Annotated in this window: 15 protein-coding genes; 8 read left to right on the top strand and 7 right to left on the bottom strand. The window is 69.9% G+C overall.

What is annotated here, in order from left to right:
• Window positions 1–31 precede the first annotated feature (31 nt).
• From ACG00Y_RS21275 to ACG00Y_RS21285, 3 genes are all read left to right on the top strand, one after another.
• Window positions 32–304 carry a hypothetical protein gene (locus ACG00Y_RS21275; protein ID WP_394482348.1) on the top strand — a complete coding sequence of 91 codons (273 nt, stop codon included), beginning with the start codon at window positions 32–34 and terminating at the stop codon, window positions 302–304.
• The gene (locus ACG00Y_RS21280; RefSeq protein ID WP_394482350.1) at window positions 301–783 is read left to right on the top strand and encodes a hypothetical protein; all 483 of its coding nucleotides are present in this window, start codon (window positions 301–303) and stop codon (window positions 781–783) included. The genes ACG00Y_RS21275 and ACG00Y_RS21280 overlap by 4 nt, the downstream gene beginning before the upstream one ends.
• 91 nt (window positions 784–874) lie before the next feature.
• Window positions 875–1,549: a glutathione S-transferase family protein gene (locus tag ACG00Y_RS21285; RefSeq protein ID WP_394482351.1), complete on the top strand. Its 675-nt coding sequence runs from the start codon at window positions 875–877 to the stop codon at window positions 1,547–1,549.
• Here ACG00Y_RS21285 and ACG00Y_RS21290 read toward each other — a convergent pair.
• From ACG00Y_RS21290 to ACG00Y_RS21305, 4 genes are read right to left on the bottom strand one after another with little or no spacing between them, the layout of a single operon-like run.
• Window positions 1,540–2,433: a LysR family transcriptional regulator gene (locus ACG00Y_RS21290; RefSeq protein ID WP_394482353.1), complete on the bottom strand. Its 894-nt coding sequence runs from the start codon at window positions 2,431–2,433 to the stop codon at window positions 1,540–1,542. The two genes, ACG00Y_RS21285 and ACG00Y_RS21290, sit on opposite strands and share 10 nt — an antisense overlap.
• Window positions 2,430–3,653, bottom strand: coding sequence for a saccharopine dehydrogenase family protein (locus ACG00Y_RS21295; RefSeq protein ID WP_394482355.1), 1,224 nt, complete (start codon window positions 3,651–3,653; stop codon window positions 2,430–2,432). Before ACG00Y_RS21295 ends, ACG00Y_RS21290 begins: the two co-directional genes overlap by 4 nt.
• Window positions 3,650–4,195 (bottom strand): GNAT family N-acetyltransferase, encoded by a 546-nt coding sequence (locus tag ACG00Y_RS21300; protein WP_394482357.1) that lies wholly within the window; start codon window positions 4,193–4,195, stop codon window positions 3,650–3,652. Before ACG00Y_RS21300 ends, ACG00Y_RS21295 begins: the two co-directional genes overlap by 4 nt.
• Before the next feature lie 7 nt (window positions 4,196–4,202).
• Window positions 4,203–6,197: an SDR family oxidoreductase gene (locus ACG00Y_RS21305; protein WP_394482359.1), complete on the bottom strand. Its 1,995-nt coding sequence runs from the start codon at window positions 6,195–6,197 to the stop codon at window positions 4,203–4,205.
• A 173-nt stretch (window positions 6,198–6,370) separates the two neighbouring features.
• On the opposite strand from ACG00Y_RS21305, the gene ACG00Y_RS21310 reads away from it, so the two are divergent.
• From ACG00Y_RS21310 to ubiG, 5 genes are read left to right on the top strand one after another with little or no spacing between them, the layout of a single operon-like run.
• A complete protein-coding gene (locus tag ACG00Y_RS21310; RefSeq protein WP_394482360.1) occupies window positions 6,371–7,015 on the top strand; it encodes a phasin family protein in 645 nt (214 codons plus the stop codon).
• Between the two features lie 22 nt (window positions 7,016–7,037).
• Window positions 7,038–8,297 (top strand): patatin-like phospholipase family protein, encoded by a 1,260-nt coding sequence (locus tag ACG00Y_RS21315; RefSeq protein WP_394482362.1) that lies wholly within the window; start codon window positions 7,038–7,040, stop codon window positions 8,295–8,297.
• A gap of 44 nt (window positions 8,298–8,341) precedes the next feature.
• Complete coding sequence (locus ACG00Y_RS21320; protein ID WP_394482364.1) at window positions 8,342–8,722, top strand: DCC1-like thiol-disulfide oxidoreductase family protein; 381 nt, start codon at window positions 8,342–8,344, stop codon at window positions 8,720–8,722.
• Window positions 8,719–9,261, top strand: a complete 543-nt coding sequence (locus ACG00Y_RS21325; protein ID WP_394482366.1) for a demethoxyubiquinone hydroxylase family protein — start codon at window positions 8,719–8,721, stop codon at window positions 9,259–9,261. Before ACG00Y_RS21320 ends, ACG00Y_RS21325 begins: the two co-directional genes overlap by 4 nt.
• On the top strand, window positions 9,254–9,970 hold the full coding sequence (ubiG, locus tag ACG00Y_RS21330; RefSeq protein WP_394482368.1) for a bifunctional 2-polyprenyl-6-hydroxyphenol methylase/3-demethylubiquinol 3-O-methyltransferase UbiG: 717 nt from the start codon (window positions 9,254–9,256) through the stop codon (window positions 9,968–9,970). The genes ACG00Y_RS21325 and ubiG overlap by 8 nt, the downstream gene beginning before the upstream one ends.
• Here ubiG and ACG00Y_RS21335 read toward each other — a convergent pair.
• From ACG00Y_RS21335 to ACG00Y_RS21345, 3 genes are read right to left on the bottom strand one after another with little or no spacing between them, the layout of a single operon-like run.
• A complete protein-coding gene (locus ACG00Y_RS21335) occupies window positions 9,967–11,691 on the bottom strand; it encodes an ABC transporter ATP-binding protein (RefSeq protein WP_394482543.1) in 1,725 nt (574 codons plus the stop codon). The genes ubiG and ACG00Y_RS21335 overlap by 4 nt on opposite strands.
• Before the next feature lie 28 nt (window positions 11,692–11,719).
• Window positions 11,720–13,498: an ABC transporter ATP-binding protein gene (locus ACG00Y_RS21340; RefSeq protein ID WP_394482370.1), complete on the bottom strand. Its 1,779-nt coding sequence runs from the start codon at window positions 13,496–13,498 to the stop codon at window positions 11,720–11,722.
• A gap of 37 nt (window positions 13,499–13,535) precedes the next feature.
• On the bottom strand, window positions 13,536–14,933 hold the full coding sequence (locus ACG00Y_RS21345) for a sodium:solute symporter (RefSeq protein ID WP_394482372.1): 1,398 nt from the start codon (window positions 14,931–14,933) through the stop codon (window positions 13,536–13,538).
• Window positions 14,934–14,956 lie beyond the last annotated feature (23 nt).

The following is a 14,956-nucleotide window of genomic DNA, read 5'->3' on the forward strand; positions in this document are numbered from 1 at the left end:
GCCGGCGTCCCGACCAGGGACAATCCGGCCCATGAGCATGAAGAAAACAGATCTCGAACGCCTCGCCGGCCTGAAGCTGGACAGCGCCATGCGCGGCAAGGCGACGCCCGGCCGCTTTGGCCAGGCCGCCGCCGCGCTGCCCGACCGCAAGGCCCAGCGCAAGCTGGATGCCGCTGCCGGCCTCGTCCCCTTTGCCTGCAAGCTGCCTGCCGAGCTGACGGAGCGGCTGCGCGAACGCGCGGCCGGCCATGAAGGCGGCATCAACGCCCTCGTCGCCGAGCTGCTGACCAAGGGGCTGGCATGAGCGAGGTGGACGAACCCGTCTTCGAGGCGCGCCTGTGGCGCGACAACGGCTGGACGGCGCAGGTCATCAAGAACGAGGACGACGAGGGCTGGGCCGTCGCGATGTTCAAGGCCGGCGAGAGCGAGCCGGCGCTGGTCGGCCCCTGGACGATGGGGCGCGACAAGAAGAACCCCAAGCCGCTGGACGTCAATGCCTTCAACACGCTGGTGAAGACGGCCTCCGAGGTGCTGCGCCGCCACGAGCAGCAGCTGCATGCCCAGCTCAACAAGGCGCTCTACGTCGCCCGCGACGGCGCCTGGCTGAAGATCACGCTGGAGATCGTGCCCGCCGAGGACGACCCCTACGCGTGGCTGGCCGCCTACGACGCGGCCGGCGAGCGCCTGGCTCAGGTCAAGGTGGCGGCGGGCTTCAAGCTCAGCCAGTCGGCGGCCGAGGCCTGGGTGGACAACGGCTACGAGCGGCCGGCGGGCCGCGACTGAACATTCCTGCACAGCCGCCTGAACAGCTTGTCAATGGCGCGGCGCGGCGCCCGGGCCTACCGTGGACATCCACTCCACCACCCGCCCTGCCATGCCCGCCTTCGAGCTGATCAGCAACCACCTCTGCCCCTACACCCAGCGCGCCGCCATCCAACTGGCCGAGAAAGGCCTGGGCTTCGAGCGCGTCTACATCGACCTGGCCGACAAGCCGGCCTGGTTCCTGGCGCTGTCGCCGCTGGGCAAGGTGCCCGTGCTGCGCCATGGCGACGCTGCCATCTTCGAGTCGTCAGTGATCTGCGAGTACATCGAGGACGTGGTGCCCGGCGCGCCGCTGCTGCCGGCCGAACCCGCAGCGCGGGCCCGGCACCGCGCCTGGGTGGAATTCGCCTCCGCGATCGTGGGCGATGTATTCGCCTTCTACTCGGCGCCCGATGCCGCGTCGTTCGAGCGCAAATGCGCCGACCTGGCAGTCCGCTTCAACACGCTGGAGCGCCAGCTCGGCGCCGGGCGCTGCTTCGACGGCGAGCATTTCGGCCTGGTCGATGCCGCGTTCGCGCCGCTGTTCCGGCTGTTCGACAGCTTCGACGAGATCGGCGACTTTGGCGTCTTCGAAGGCCTGACCCGTGTGCCGGCCTATCGCCGCCGGCTGGCTCAACGGGCCAGCGTCCAAGGCGCCGTCGTGGCCGACTACGGCCAACGCTTCAAGCACTACCTGGCCACGCGCGGCTCCCGGCTGTCCCGTCTGATGGAGCCGGCTCAGGCCTGACCTGTCAGCCGCGCCGCGGCGTCGCGCAACTGGTCGGCCAGCGCCTGGCTTGCGCGCCTCACGCGCGGCAGCCTGGCCGTGTCGGGGTGCATCAGCATCCACAGCGGCTGTGTCAGGCCCGGCAGCGGCTCGCCCAACCGAACCAGGTCGGGCAAGGCGCCGCCAACAAAGCAGGGCAGCACCCCGCAGCCGATGCCGGCGCGCACGGCCTGCGCGGCACCGAGCAAGGTGTTGGCGCGCAGGCGGATGTCGCCGTCGGCCACATGGCGCGCCATCCATTCACCCGGGCCGTTGCAGGCCAGCGCAGCGTCAAAGCCCACCCAGGGCAGGCCAGCGGGGGCGTCGGCGAGGCTGCGCGCGGCGTACACCGCCATGGCCACGGCGCCGACCTGGCGGCCGGTGAGCGCGTCGTCCGGCTTGGCGGTCACACGCAGCGCGATGTCGGCCTTGCGTTGCGGCAGCGACACCAACTGGTTGGTCACCAGCAGATCGATCTGCAAGCCCGGGTGGCCCTGGCAGATGGCCGCCAACATGCCGGGCAGCAGGTACTCGGCCACGGCATCCGGCGCGGTCAGCCTGACCGTGCCGTCAGCGGCCGCATCCAGGCCGCCGATGCGCTGCTCCAGCGCCGCCACCTCCTCGCTCAGCCTGAGCGCCACGCGCCTGATCTCCTCGCCCGCCTCGGTGGCCCGCAGCGCCGTCGGCAGGCGGTCGAACAACCGCGTGCCCAGCCGCCGCTCGATGCGCTGCAGGCGCCGTGACAAGGTCGGGTGGCTGACGTTCAGCTGCTGGGCTGCAGCCGACAGCGTGCCCTGCTCCGCAATTGCCAGCACCACACGCAAATCGTCCCACTGCAAGGCGGGCGCCATCGTCGCGGCGCTCATGCGATCTCGAAGCTCAGGCCCGCCCGGGCCTGCAACCGTCTCACCAGCGCCAGGCCCATGGCGCTGCCGGGCGTCCACACACCGCCGGGCGTCGCGTCGCGGCCCGCGTCCTGCAGCAGGCATAGGGCCGTCTCGCTGATGAGCTTGCAGGTCGACCCGTAACCCGGGTCGCGGTCGCCCTTGACGATGGCGCGCAGCGTCTGGCCGCAGGCCGACCTGCCGGTGAACCAGACCTCGTAGCGGCCCGCCTCACGCGCGGCCTGGTTCGGGCCGTCGCCAGGCTGGGTCAGCACAAAGCGGCGCAGCAAAGCACGCGTTGGCGAAAGAGCCAGCGCCAGGTTCTGCAGCTTGGTGAAGCGGGCCAGCGCGCCGGCCTTGCGGCGGCCCTTGTCGCCCTGGCCGGGTCTGCCGGTCAGCAGCTTCTCGCTATAGACAAAGCCTTCGCCCCACGGGTGGCCGCGCAGTGCATTGCTGCGGTGGACGTTCTTGGTGTTGATGGTCGCCATGACGAAGGGGCCGGTCCAGGCGTCTGCCCAGTCGTCGAAATCGGCGCCCTGATCGGCCGGCTGCCTGGGGCCCTTGAAGCCGCCCGACAGCGCGAAGGGGTTGGCCATCAGCTTCACCAAGCCCGGCTCGCGCCGGACCGCCTCGATGGTTGCCAGCATGCTGGCGAAGGTGCCGCCGGAGAACGTGCCCTTGAGCCTGGCGACGCGGCCGCGCACCTCCGCCAGCGGTGCGCCGAAGCGGGCCTGCGCCTCGGCCTGCAAGTAGACGACGCCGAGGTCGAACGGGATGGAATCGAAGCCGCAGGAGAAGACGATGCGCGCGCCGCTTTTCTCAGCCAGCGGCGTCAGTTTGTCGATCATGCGGGCCATCCACAGCGGCTCGCCGCACAGGTCGACGTAGTCGGTGCCGCCTGCAGCGCAAGCCGTGGCCAGCGGCTCGCCGTGCAGCTGGTAGGGACCGACGGTGGTGATGACCACCTGGGTCCGCCCGACCAAGGCCTTGAGCGCGGCTGCATCGTTGGCATCCGCCTGCAGCAGCGCGACGGTTGGCGGCAGGTGCAGTTCGTCGCGCACCTGGGCGAGCTTGTCCAGGCTGCGCCCGGCAATGGCCCAGCGCGCGCCGGCGGCGCCGCTCAGGTGCAGGTACTCGGCGACGAGCCGGCCCGTGAAGCCCGTAGCGCCGAAGACGACCAGGTCGAACTCGCGCGGCTTCACCCGGCCCGGCCCTTCATCGCCATCCAGTCGCTGCGCAGCAGGCCCAGCGAATGGCAGTCCACATACTCGCCGTTGACGAAGACGATGCCGCGCTGGATGCCCTCGTGCTTGAAGCCGCACTTCTCGGCGACACGCCGCGAGGCATGGTTGTGCACGGACATGCCGCAGGACAGGCGGTTCACCGGCCAGTTCTGGAACAGATAGTCCACCAGCAGCGCAGCCGCCTCGCTGGCCAGACCCTGGCCGCGCATCGCAATGTCGGCCATCGACCAGCCGATCTCGCGCGCCGTCGTGTAGCGGGCCGCCGCGAAGTGCACCACGTCGCCGATGACGCTGCCGTCGATGAGGTGGCAGATCAGCAGGCGCTCGGCCTCCTCGCTGGCGAAGCCGTTGTCGTTCCAGCGCTTGTCCACCGTGTGCGGCGCCATCATGCGCGAACCCATGAAGGGGCCCGACACCTGGGGGTCGCTGACCGAGCGCTTGAGCCAGGGCAGGTCGTCCTCGGTGACGTGGCGCAGGCCAACGCGCTGACCTCTCAACATGGGCGCCTCAGAAGTGGATGCCCCGCATCATCTGCTGCATCGCGATGGCCTCCGGCGACAGCCCCGACTTGCCGGACTTGTCGCCCTTGGCGGCCGAGCTGTCCGGGAACATGCGGAAGGTGGTGTTCATGACGATCTGCGCGATGCGCGGTGCGGCGGCATGCAGCATCTCGCCCGAGATGCCCAGGCGCGTGGCAATGCGCACCGGCTTGTTGATGCAGGCCTGCGCAATCATGTCGCCGGCCTCCTCGGGTGCCAGCGTCGGCACGTTCTTGTAGATCGCCGTCGGGGCGATCATCGGCGTGCGCACCAGCGGCATGTTGATGGTCGTGAAGGTCACGCCGGTGTCGGCGAACTCGCTGGAGGCGCAGCGCGTCCAGGCGTCCAGCGCGGCCTTGCTGGCGACGTAGGCGCTGAAGCGGGGCGCGTTGGTCAACACGCCGATGGAGCTGATGTTGACGACATGGCCCTTCTTCTTGGCCACCATGCCGGGCAGCAGGCCCATGGTCACGCGCAGGCAGCCGAAGTAGTTCAGGTCCATCGTGCGCTGGAAGTCGTGGAAGCGGTCGTAGCTGCTCTCGATGGCGCGGCGGATGGAGCGGCCGGCGTTGTTGATGAGGAAGTCGACACCGCCGAACTCGTCGTTGCACCAGGCGATCAGCGCGGCGCAGCTGGCCTCGTCGGCGATGTCGCAGGCGAAGCTGTGGATCTTGGCGTCCTTGCCGGCCTTGTCCTTGATCTCCTTGACCGCCTCGGCCAGCTTCACCTCATCACGCGCGCAGATCAGCGTGATGGCGCCGGCCTCGGCGAACTTGATGGCTGCGGCCAGGCCGATGCCCGAGGAGCCGCCCGTGACCAGCACCACCTTGCCGCCGGTCGCGCCGCGCAGGCTGCGGTCGATGAACAGCGCCGGGTCGAGATGACGCTCCCAGTAGTCCCACAGCCGCCAGGCGTAGTCGTTCAGGTCGGGGCAGGCGATGCCCGAGCCTTTCAACGCGGCCTCGGTGTCGCGGCAGTCGAAGCGGGTCGGGTAGTTGATGAAGGTGAACATGTCCTCGGGGATGCCGAGGTCCTTCATCACCGCGTTGCGGATGCGGCGCACCGGCGCCAACGCCATCAAGCCCTTCTTGACGCTCTTGGGGATGAAGCCCAGCAGCGCCGCGTTGATGAACAAATTCATCTTGGGCGCATGCGCGGCCTTGCTGAAGATGTCCAGCACGTCGCCGACGCGGTAGCCCTGCGGGTCGACCAGGTGGTAGCAGCCCTGGCCCTTGTGGACCTTGTGCGAGATGTGGTCCAGCGCGTCGACGACGAAGTCCACCGGCACGATGTTGATGCGGCCGCCCTCCAGGCCGACGCTGGGCATCCACGGCGGCAGGATCTGGCGCATGCGCTGGATCAACTTGAAGAAGTAGTAGGGCCCGTCGATCTTGTCCATCTCGCCGGAGGTGGAGTCGCCGACGACCAGCGCCGGGCGGTAGACCGTCCACGGCCGCTTGCATTCCTTGCGCACGATCTTCTCGCTCTCGTGCTTGGTCATGAAGTACGGGTGATCGAGGTTCTCGGCCTCCTCGAACATGTCCTCGCGGAACACGCCTTCGTACAGGCCTGCCGCCGCAATCGAGCTGACGTGGTGCACATGACTGGCGTCGATGGCCTGCGCGAACTCCACCATCGAGCGCGTGCCCTCGATGTTGACGGCCACCTGCGCCTCTTCATCCGCGCTCAGGTCGTAGACGGCGGCGAGGTGATAGAGGTGATCGATCTGGCCCTTCAGGCTCTTGATGACGTCGCCGGCCACGCCGAGCTTCTTGCCCGTCAGGTCACCATAGACGGGAATCGCGCGGGTCTTGCTGACGCCCCAGTAGGCGAGCAGGTCGGGCAGCTTGGCCGTGCTCTCCTCGCGCATCAGGAAGTGGACCGTGCTGCCGCGCCGGGCCAGCAGCTTCTTGACGAGCCGCTTGCCGATGAAGCCGGTGGCGCCAGTGACGAAATACTGCATGCGGGGTCTCCTGCTTGTGGGGTTTGGCTCATTCTTGACCAGCGCCGTAGACGGCTTGCTGCGCACTTTCCCGAGGGCCGGCATAGAGCGCACTCACTAGGAATGCCCGCGCCGACAGGGGATGCGGCCGCTACAGTGCCCCCAGGCAATTCGCTCACTCGAAAGGACACACCATGGTCAAGAAGCTCCAGAAGATGGCTGACAAGAAGAAGACTGCTGCCGCCACCGGCTTCCCCGCTGGCCTGCTCGACAGCGAGATGGCCCAGAACATCAAGGACAGTGCCCAGCAGATCTGGGCCGCCGGTCTCGCCTCCTTCGCCAAGGCCCAGGGTGAAGGCTCCAAGGTCTTCGAGGCCCTCGTCTCCGAAGGACAGAAATTGCAGAAGAAGACCCAATCCGCCGCTGAAGAGAAACTCAGCGCCGTCGCCAGCAAGGTCAGCGGCATGGCCGGTGACGTCGGCGCCAAGGCCGGCCAGCAATGGGACAAGCTGGAAACCATCTTCGAAGCCCGCGTGGCCAAGGCGCTGCAAGGCCTGGGCGTGCCGACCAAGGGCGACATCGACGCGCTGATCAAGCGCATCGACGACCTGGCCGTCGCCACCGGCGTGCAGCCGGCCAAGAAGGCTGCTGCGAAGAAGGTGCCGGCTGCCAAGCCTGCCGCTGCGCCGGCCAAGAAAGGCGCTGCCAAGGCTGCAGCCAAGCCCGCCCCCGCACCTGCTCCTGCACCCTCTGCGAAGAAGGCCGCCCCGGCCAAGAAGGCGCCGGCTGCAAAGAAGGCTCCGGCTGCCAAGAAGATCGCGCCTGCTCCTCAGGCCTGATCGACACTAGCTCTTTCTGACCATGAGCCAACCACGCATCGGGTTGGCCCTGGCAGGCGGAGGCCCACTGGGCGCCATCTATGAAGTTGGCGCCCTTTGTGCTTTGGAGGAGGCCGTCGACGGCCTGGACTTCACCGCCTGCGACGGCTACATCGGCGTCAGCGCGGGCGGCTTCATCGCCGCCGGCCTGGCCAACGGCATGACGCCGCGCCAGCTCTGCGCCGCCTTCATCGAGAACACGGCGGAAGCGCCCGACCGCTTCGACCCCGCCGAGTTGCTGCAACCCGCCTGGGCCGAGTTCGGCCAGCGCCTGCGCCTGCTGCCACAACTGCTGACCGACGCCGCGCGCGAGGTGCTGCTGGAGGGCCGCTCGCGCCTGTCCGCCATCGAGCGCCTGGGCCGCGCACTGCCCACCGGCCTGCTGAGCAGCGAGCGCTTCGGCGAAGCCTTGACCCGCGTGTTCGCCGCGCCGGGTCGCACGAACGACTTCCGCGAGCTGCGCCGCCGCCTCGTGCTGGTCGCCACCGACCTGGACAGCGGCGAGGCCGTCCCCTTCGGCGCGCCGGGCTGGGACCACGTGCCCATCTCCCAGGCCGTGCAGGCCAGCGCCGCGCTGCCGGGCCTGTTCCCGCCGGTCGAGATCGACGGCCGACATTACGTGGACGGCGCGCTGAAGAAGACGCTGCACGCCTCCGTGCTGCTGGACCGCGGGCTGGACCTGCTGATCTGCCTGAACCCGCTGGTGCCCTACGCCAGCGACCGCCTGTCCTACCGCGAGGCCCGCTCGCGCCGCGCCAGGAAGCTCGCCAGCAAGCTCGGCCGCCCGGCGCTGCGCGCGCTGCAGCCGCGCATCCACCGGCTGGTGGACGGCGGCCTGCCGCTGGTGCTGTCGCAGACCTTTCGCTCGCTGATCCATTCGCGGCTGGAGCTGGGCATGAAGGGCTACGAGCTGACGCATCCGCAGACCGACATCCTGCTGTTCGAGCCCGACCCGCGCGACGCCGAACTGTTCCTCGCCAACACCTTCAGCTACAGCCAGCGCCGCCACCTCGCCGAGCACGCGTATCAGACAACGCGCGAGCTGCTGCGCGAGCGCGCCGCCGTGCTGCAGCCGCAGTTCGCCCGCGCTGGGCTGGTGCTGCGCGAGGACGTGCTGGCCAACCACGAAGCCCGGTTGCTGCCTACGCCGGGCGAGACGCGCATGGAGCAAGCCTTGCGCATGCTGCGCGGGTCGCTGAGCGTACTGGAAGCGCGCCGGGGAACGCGGCACGAGGCGCAATAGCCGACCGCAGGGCAAGGCATGGCCCCTGCGGGCAACATGCCCCTATGTCGCCCGCCCCCATCGCAGCACCAGCCGACCGCCCCACCGTCTACTTCGACGGCGCCTGCCCGGTCTGCACCCGCGAGATTGACCTGTACCGCCGCCAACCCGGCGCCGAGAGGCTGTGCTGGGTAGACGTGGCCGCCTGTGAAGCCGGTGCACTGGGCGGCGACCTGACGCGGCCGCAGGCGCTGGCTCGCCTGCATGTGCGTGGCGCCAATGGCGAGCTGGTCAGCGGCGCGGCAGCCTTCATCGCGATGTGGGCCGCCCTGCCGCGCACCGCCTGGCTGGCCCGGCTGCTGGACCACCGGCCCGTGGTGTGGCTGCTGGAGGCAGCCTACTGCAGCTTTCTCCACCTGCGCAGGCTGTGGAGGAAGCCGGCATGAGCGCCGGAATGGGCGCCACCGCTCTGCCCGCAGACCTCCGGGCCGACCTGCGCACCGACCATGCCGGCGAGACCGGCGCCGTCTGCATCTATCGCGGCGTGCTGGCGGTCAGCCGGGACCCGGCCTTGCGCGACTTCGCCCGGCGCCACCTGGCCACCGAGCAGCGCCACCTCGCCGTCGTCGAGGCCTGGCTGCCGCCGGGCCAGCGCAGCCGGCTGCTGCCGCTGTGGCGCATCAGCGGCTGGCTGACCGGCGCGCTGCCGGCGTTGTTCGGGCCGCGTGCGGTCTACGCCACGATCGCTGCGGTCGAGACCTTCGTCGACGGCCACTACCAGGAGCAGATCGACCGCCTGACGGGCGACGTCACCTGGGCCGGGCTGCGCGCCGAGCTGGAGGCCTGCCGCCAGGACGAGGCGCATCATCGTGACGAAGCAGCCGCCGCGCACAGCGGCGCGGCGCCGGGGCTGTGGCTGCGTGCCTGGTGCGCCCTGGTCGGCCGGGGCTCGGCGGCGGCCGTATCGGTGTGCCGGCATGTCTGAACAACGCAGCACCGTGATCCCGGCCGAGGTGGCCCGCTTCGACGCCTGGAGCGCCACCTGGTGGGACCCGGCAGGCCCGATGCGGCCGCAGCACGTCACCAACGCGCTGCGCCTGGCCTGGGTGCGCGAGGCCATCGCCCGCCATCACGCCGGCCGGCAAGGCCTGACCCTGCTGGACGTGGGCTGCGGTGGCGGCCTGATGGCCGAGCCGCTGGCACGCGACGGCCTGCACGTGGTGGGCATCGATGCCTCGGCCGGCAACATCGGCGCGGCCCGCCGGCATGGCGGCGAAGTGCCCCAGCTGAACTACCGCGTTGGCGAGCCGGCGGTGGCGCTGCGGCCCGACGAGCGCTTTGACGTCGTGCTGGCGCTGGAGGTGGTGGAGCATGTAGACGATGTGCCGGCCTTCCTGGCCCAGGTGGCCAGCCACGTGGCGCCGGGCGGCTTGCTGATCGCCTCCACCATCAACCGCACCGTGCGCAGCTGGCTGCTGGCCATCGTCGGCGCGGAGTACGTGCTGCGCGTGTTGCCGGTGGGCACGCACCGCTGGCAGCAGTTCGTCACGCCGGACGAGCTGGAAGCCGCCGCCACGCTCGCGGGCCTGCGGCCGCTGCAGCGGCTGGGCATGCGCTACCTGCCCGTGCTGCACCGCGCCAGCTGGACGAGCGACACGTCGGTCAACTACCTGGCGAGCTTCGTGCGGCCCTAACCCTCGTCCGCAGCGGGTTCTTCCAGCGTCTGCAGTTCGACAAGACGGCGGTACAGCCCGCCGTCGACGGCCATCAACTCATCATGCCTGCCGCGCTCCTGCACGTGGCCGTGGTTGAGCACGAGGATCTGGTCGGCCGCGCGAATGGTGGACAGCCGGTGCGCGATGGCGACGATCGTCACGCGGCCGTGCAGCGCCGTCAGCGCTTCGCCGATGCGGGCCTCGGTCTCGCTGTCGACATTGCTGGTGGCCTCGTCCAGGAACAGGATGCGCGGCGCGCCGGCCAGCGCGCGGGCCATGGCGAGCAACTGCTTCTGGCCGCTGGAGACGCGGGCGCCGCCTTCGCCGAGGCGGGTGTCGTAGCCCTGCGGCAGAGCGGTGATGAAGTCGTGCGCACGGGCGTCGCGGGCGGCGGCTTCGACGGCGGCGTCGGTGATGCCCGGCCGGCCCATGGCGATGTTCTCGCGCACGGTGGCCGCCATCAGGAAAGCCTCCTGCGGCACCAGGCCCACGGCGTCGCGGAAGGCCGCATCGGGCACGCCTTCCAGCGGCTGGCCGTCCACCGTGATGCGGCCGTTCTGGGCCGTGTAGAAGCGCAGCAGCAGCGACAGCAGCGTGCTCTTGCCGCTGCCGGTGTGGCCGACGATGCCGACAAAGCTGCCGGCGGGGATGTCCACATCCACGCCATGCAGCACCGGCCGCGCCGGGTCATAGCCGAAGCTCAGGCCCTCGATGCGGATGGCGCCTTGCGAAACCGGCTCGCCGTCCTGCGGCGGACCACGGAACTCGGCTTCCTCCAGCAACGCCCGCACGCGCGACGCGGCCACCATGGACTGCTGCAGCTGGCCGAACTGCATGGTGATCTGGATCAGCGGCTCGACGACGCGGGCGATGTAGGCCAGGAAGGCGTAGAGCAGGCCCACTTCCATGCCGGACAGCTCTCGGCGGCCGAAGGCGTAGATGACGGTGACGAGCAGCAACACGTTCATCAGGTCCAGCGCCGGCCGCAGCAGCCAGGCGTTGGCGCGCAGCTCGGCGATGCGGGACAGGCGGTGCTCGGCGTTGACCGCCTCGAAGCGTTCGCCAAAGCGCCCCGCCGCGCCGGCCGCCTGCAGCACGGCCATGCCGGCCATGCTCTCGGCCATCTGCGCGTTGATGTCGCTGCGCAGCTGCCGGGTGCGCTGCGCGGCCGGCGCAGACAGGTGCTGGTAGCCCTTGATGATGAGCACCATGGCCGGCACCAGCGTGGCGACGATGAGCATCAGCCGCCAGTCCAGGAAGGCCATCGCGACCAGCGAGCCAAAGACGACGATGGTCGAGTCCAGCATCACGTACAGCACCTGCCGGTACAACTGGTTGACCGCCTCGGTGTCGTTGGTGACGCGGCTGACGAGCTGGCCGGTGATGGCCTTGTCGAAGAAGGCCATGGGCAGGGCCAGCACGTGGGCGTAGACCTTCTCACGCAGCCGCAGCACCGAGCGACGTGCGACGCCGGCCATGCGCGACAGCTGCGCGTAGCGGATCCAGCTCGACGCCCAGCCAGTCAGCAGCACGGTGGCGAGCAGCATCGCCATCGCGCCCAAGTCGTAGTGGCCGGGCAGCAGGTGGTCATCGATGTAGCGCTTGCCGAGGATGGGGGCGAGCACTTCGAGGCCGGCGGCGAGCAGCAGCCAGATGCCGCCGCGGATGAGCTGCGGGCGCTCGGGGGCTGCCGATTCCATCAGCAGGCCGACGCTCTTCCAAGGCTTCTCAAGCGGCTTCAAGGCTGGCCTCGATCTGTTGATAGCGCCATTGCGCCGCATACCAGCCGCCGAGTTCCAGCAACTGCACGTGCGTGCCGCGCTCGATGACATGGCCCTGCTTGAGCACGATCACCTCGTCGGCATCCATCAAGGCCGACAGCCGGTGGGCGATGACGATGACGCTGCGGTCGGGTCGCGCTGAACGCAGCTCGCGCAGGTGGCTGAGGATGTCGGTCTCGGTGCCGGTGTCGACCGCCGACAGCGCGTCGTCGAGCACCAGCAGCGGTGCGTCGCTGAGCAACGCCCGCGCGATGGCCACACGCTGGCGCTGGCCGCCGGACAGCGTCACGCCGCGCTCGCCGACCTCGGTGGCATAGCCGTTCGGCAGCCGCGCGATGTCGTCGTGCACCGCTGCCAGGCGGGCTGCGGCTTCGATGTCGGCGGGTGTGGCGTCAGGTCTTGCCAGCGCAATGTTCTCGGCCACCGAGGCGGAGAACAGGAACGCCTCCTGCGGCACCCAGGCGATGTGGGCACGCAGCGTGGCCAGCGGCAGATCGGGCAGCGGCACGTCGGCGAGCCGAAGCCGGCCGGCGTCCGGCTCGGACTGGCGCAGCAGCAGGCGCACGAAGGTCGACTTGCCGGCGCCCGTCGCGCCCACGATGCCGAGCGTGCGGCCCGGCGCGAGGGTCAGGTCGACACCTTCCAGCGCCGGCCGCCTGGCGTTGGGGAAGCTGAACGTCAGCCCCTCGGCGCGCAACGTCGCCTGCACCGGCAGCACCGCACTGCCCTCGTCGGCCAGCGTCAGCGGCGCGTCCAGCACGGGCGACAGCCGCGTCCACGCCGCACGGCCGCGCTCCAGCAACGCCAGCACCCAGCCGGCCGCGAACATCGGCCAGATCAGCTGGCCGAGGTACATCGTGAAGGCCGTCAACTGGCCGATGCTGATCTCGCGCTGCGCCACCAGCCAGCCGCCCACGGCCAGCGCGATGGCCGTCGCCGCGCCCAGCGTCATGCCGACAGCGGGCTCGTAGGCGGCCTCCCAGCGCTGGGAGCGGAAGCTGGCCTCGGCGGCGCTGTCGGCCAGTTCACGGAAGCGCTGCTCGTTGCGCCCCACCAGCCCTAACGCCCTGAGCGTGCGCACACCGGCCAGGCTCTCCTGCACCTGCTGGTTGAGGTCGCCGAAGCGGCCCAGCGAATCCTGCGCGGCCTCATGCAGGTGCTTGGAGATCCACCAGAACGCCAGCGCCATCAGCGGGAACGGCACGAGGGCCGCCAGACCCAGCCGCCAGTCGATGCTGATGGTCATCATCGCCAGCACCAGCAGCAGCGTCTGGCTGCCGTCGAAGCCCGCCAGCATGGCCTCGCCGGCGGCCTGCTCGACGGCATCGATGTCGTTGGTCGCCAGCGCCATCAGGTCGCCGGTGCGCTGGCCCTGGAAGTAGGCGGGGCCCTGCAACGCCAGCCGCGCGAACAATCGCGTGCGCAGCCGCGCGCCGAGGCGGTAGGCGGCCTTGAACAGCGTCAAGCGCCAACCCACGCGCAGCAGGTAGATGACGAGGCCGGCGGCGACGAGCAGCGCCAGTTGCTCGATGAGGGCTGGACCCTTGAGGCCGCCGGCCACCAGCGCATCGACCACATGGCCGACCTGGCGGGGAATCCAGACGGTCAGCGCGGCGATGCAGCTGAGCATCGCGGCAGCGGACGCATAGGCGCGCCAGTGCTCGCGCACGAAGGCGGCGAGCATGCGGGTGAGGCCGACGGATGGGGAGGTCGCTAGAACGGGCATGGGACGCGCAGTGTCGCTGCGGCGCGCCGGCCGGCAATCATCCTCGACGCGCGGCCACCCACAAACCCAACCACGTCAGCAGCCCGTTGAGCAGCAGCAACTCCAGCCCGATCCGATACCCGCCCCAAGGCTGACCGAAGTCCAGCCCCGCGCACAGCAACGGCGCCGCCACGCAGACCGCCACCAACGCCCGCCCCGACACCGCCCTCGGCGTGAACAGCGCAAACGCGAACAGCCCCAGCAGCGGCCCGTAGGTGTAGCCGGCCAGCTTGAGGATCAGGAAGATCATGCTGGCGCTGTCCAGCGCCTTGAAGCCGAGCACCAGCGCGAGGAACAGCACCGCAAACCCCAGATGCACACGCCGCCTTGTCCGCGTGTCTTCCTTGCCCACACGCAGCAGGTCCAGGCAGGTGCTGGCCGTCAGTGCCGTCAGCGCGCCGTCCGCGCTGGGCAGCAGCGCCGACACCAGCGCCAGCACGAAGACGATCTGCACCCAGGCCGGCAGGTGCTGCATGACCACCGTGGGGAACAGCGCGTCACCCCTCGCCGCCAGGCCGTGCTCGAGCGCGAACAGCGTCAGCAGCCCGCCCAGCAGCAGGAACACCGCGACGACGACGAGCATCAGCACCGCCAGCACCAGCAGGTTCTTCTGCGCGTCGCGCAACCGGGCGACCGACAGGCTCTTCTGCATCATTTCCTGGTCCAGCCCGGTCATCGCGATGGCGATGAACATGCCGGCCAGCAGCGCCTTGGCAGAGAAGTCGCGGGAGAGCGGGTCGCCCACCCAGACACGCGACAGGCCCGCCGCATCGAGCTGCGCGAACGCATCAGGCCGCCACAGCAGCACCGTGCAGACGATCAGGCCGGTCAGCATGCCGGCGGTCTGCAGCGTGTCCGTCCACACCAGCGCCTTCACGCCGCCCTCCACCGTGTAAAGCAGGATCATCACCAGCACGACGGCCGCGCCCAGCGCGAACGGCAGGCCCAGCGGCTGCAGGATCAGCGTATGCAGCACCGCCACGACGAGGTAGAGCCGCGCCGTGGCGCCCAGCGTGCGGCTCAACACGAAGTAGGCCGAGCCCAGCCGCTGCGCCCCGGGTCCCAGGCGCTCGCCGAGCAGGCCGTAGATGGAGGCCAGCTTCAGGCGGTGATAGGCCGGCAACAGCAGCAAGGCGATGACGACGTAGCCCGCCACCTGGCCGATGGCGATCTGCAGGTAGGTGAAGCCGTTGGCGGCCACCGAGCCGGGCACGCTGATGAAAGTGACGCCTGACAGCGACGTACCGATCATTCCGAAGGCGACAACCGGCCAGGGACTTTCCCTGCCCCCCACGTAGAAACCCTCAGCACCAGAACCGCGCGACACGCACCGCGCCAGTACCAGCAGCAGGGCGAAGTAGGTGAGAACCCCGGTCAAAAGTAGTGCAGGCGCCATGGGTCCGCATGATGCCCCGAGGG

The sequence above is a fragment of the Pelomonas parva genome (assembly GCF_043555835.1).
Classification (GTDB): Bacteria; Pseudomonadota; Gammaproteobacteria; order Burkholderiales; family Burkholderiaceae_C; genus Pelomonas; species Pelomonas parva.

What these genes read in the sequence shown, in the direction of transcription:
- ACG00Y_RS21285 (WP_394482351.1), top strand. Translation starts at nt 875, where the DNA reads ATGCCCGCCTTCGAGCTGATCAGCAACCACCTCTGCCCCTACACCCAG.
- ACG00Y_RS21315 (WP_394482362.1), top strand. Translation starts at nt 7,038, where the DNA reads ATGAGCCAACCACGCATCGGGTTGGCCCTGGCAGGCGGAGGCCCACTG.
- ACG00Y_RS21275 (WP_394482348.1), top strand. Translation starts at nt 32, where the DNA reads ATGAGCATGAAGAAAACAGATCTCGAACGCCTCGCCGGCCTGAAGCTG.
- ACG00Y_RS21300 (WP_394482357.1), bottom strand. Translation starts at nt 4,195, where the DNA reads ATGTTGAGAGGTCAGCGCGTTGGCCTGCGCCACGTCACCGAGGACGAC.
- ACG00Y_RS21335 (WP_394482543.1), bottom strand. Translation starts at nt 11,691, where the DNA reads ATGGAATCGGCAGCCCCCGAGCGCCCGCAGCTCATCCGCGGCGGCATC.
- ACG00Y_RS21320 (WP_394482364.1), top strand. Translation starts at nt 8,342, where the DNA reads ATGTCGCCCGCCCCCATCGCAGCACCAGCCGACCGCCCCACCGTCTAC.
- ACG00Y_RS21305 (WP_394482359.1), bottom strand. Translation starts at nt 6,197, where the DNA reads ATGCAGTATTTCGTCACTGGCGCCACCGGCTTCATCGGCAAGCGGCTC.
- ubiG (WP_394482368.1), top strand. Translation starts at nt 9,254, where the DNA reads ATGTCTGAACAACGCAGCACCGTGATCCCGGCCGAGGTGGCCCGCTTC.
- ACG00Y_RS21345 (WP_394482372.1), bottom strand. Translation starts at nt 14,933, where the DNA reads ATGGCGCCTGCACTACTTTTGACCGGGGTTCTCACCTACTTCGCCCTG.
- ACG00Y_RS21310 (WP_394482360.1), top strand. Translation starts at nt 6,371, where the DNA reads ATGGTCAAGAAGCTCCAGAAGATGGCTGACAAGAAGAAGACTGCTGCC.
- ACG00Y_RS21340 (WP_394482370.1), bottom strand. Translation starts at nt 13,498, where the DNA reads ATGCCCGTTCTAGCGACCTCCCCATCCGTCGGCCTCACCCGCATGCTC.
- ACG00Y_RS21325 (WP_394482366.1), top strand. Translation starts at nt 8,719, where the DNA reads ATGAGCGCCGGAATGGGCGCCACCGCTCTGCCCGCAGACCTCCGGGCC.
- ACG00Y_RS21280 (WP_394482350.1), top strand. Translation starts at nt 301, where the DNA reads ATGAGCGAGGTGGACGAACCCGTCTTCGAGGCGCGCCTGTGGCGCGAC.
- ACG00Y_RS21290 (WP_394482353.1), bottom strand. Translation starts at nt 2,433, where the DNA reads ATGAGCGCCGCGACGATGGCGCCCGCCTTGCAGTGGGACGATTTGCGT.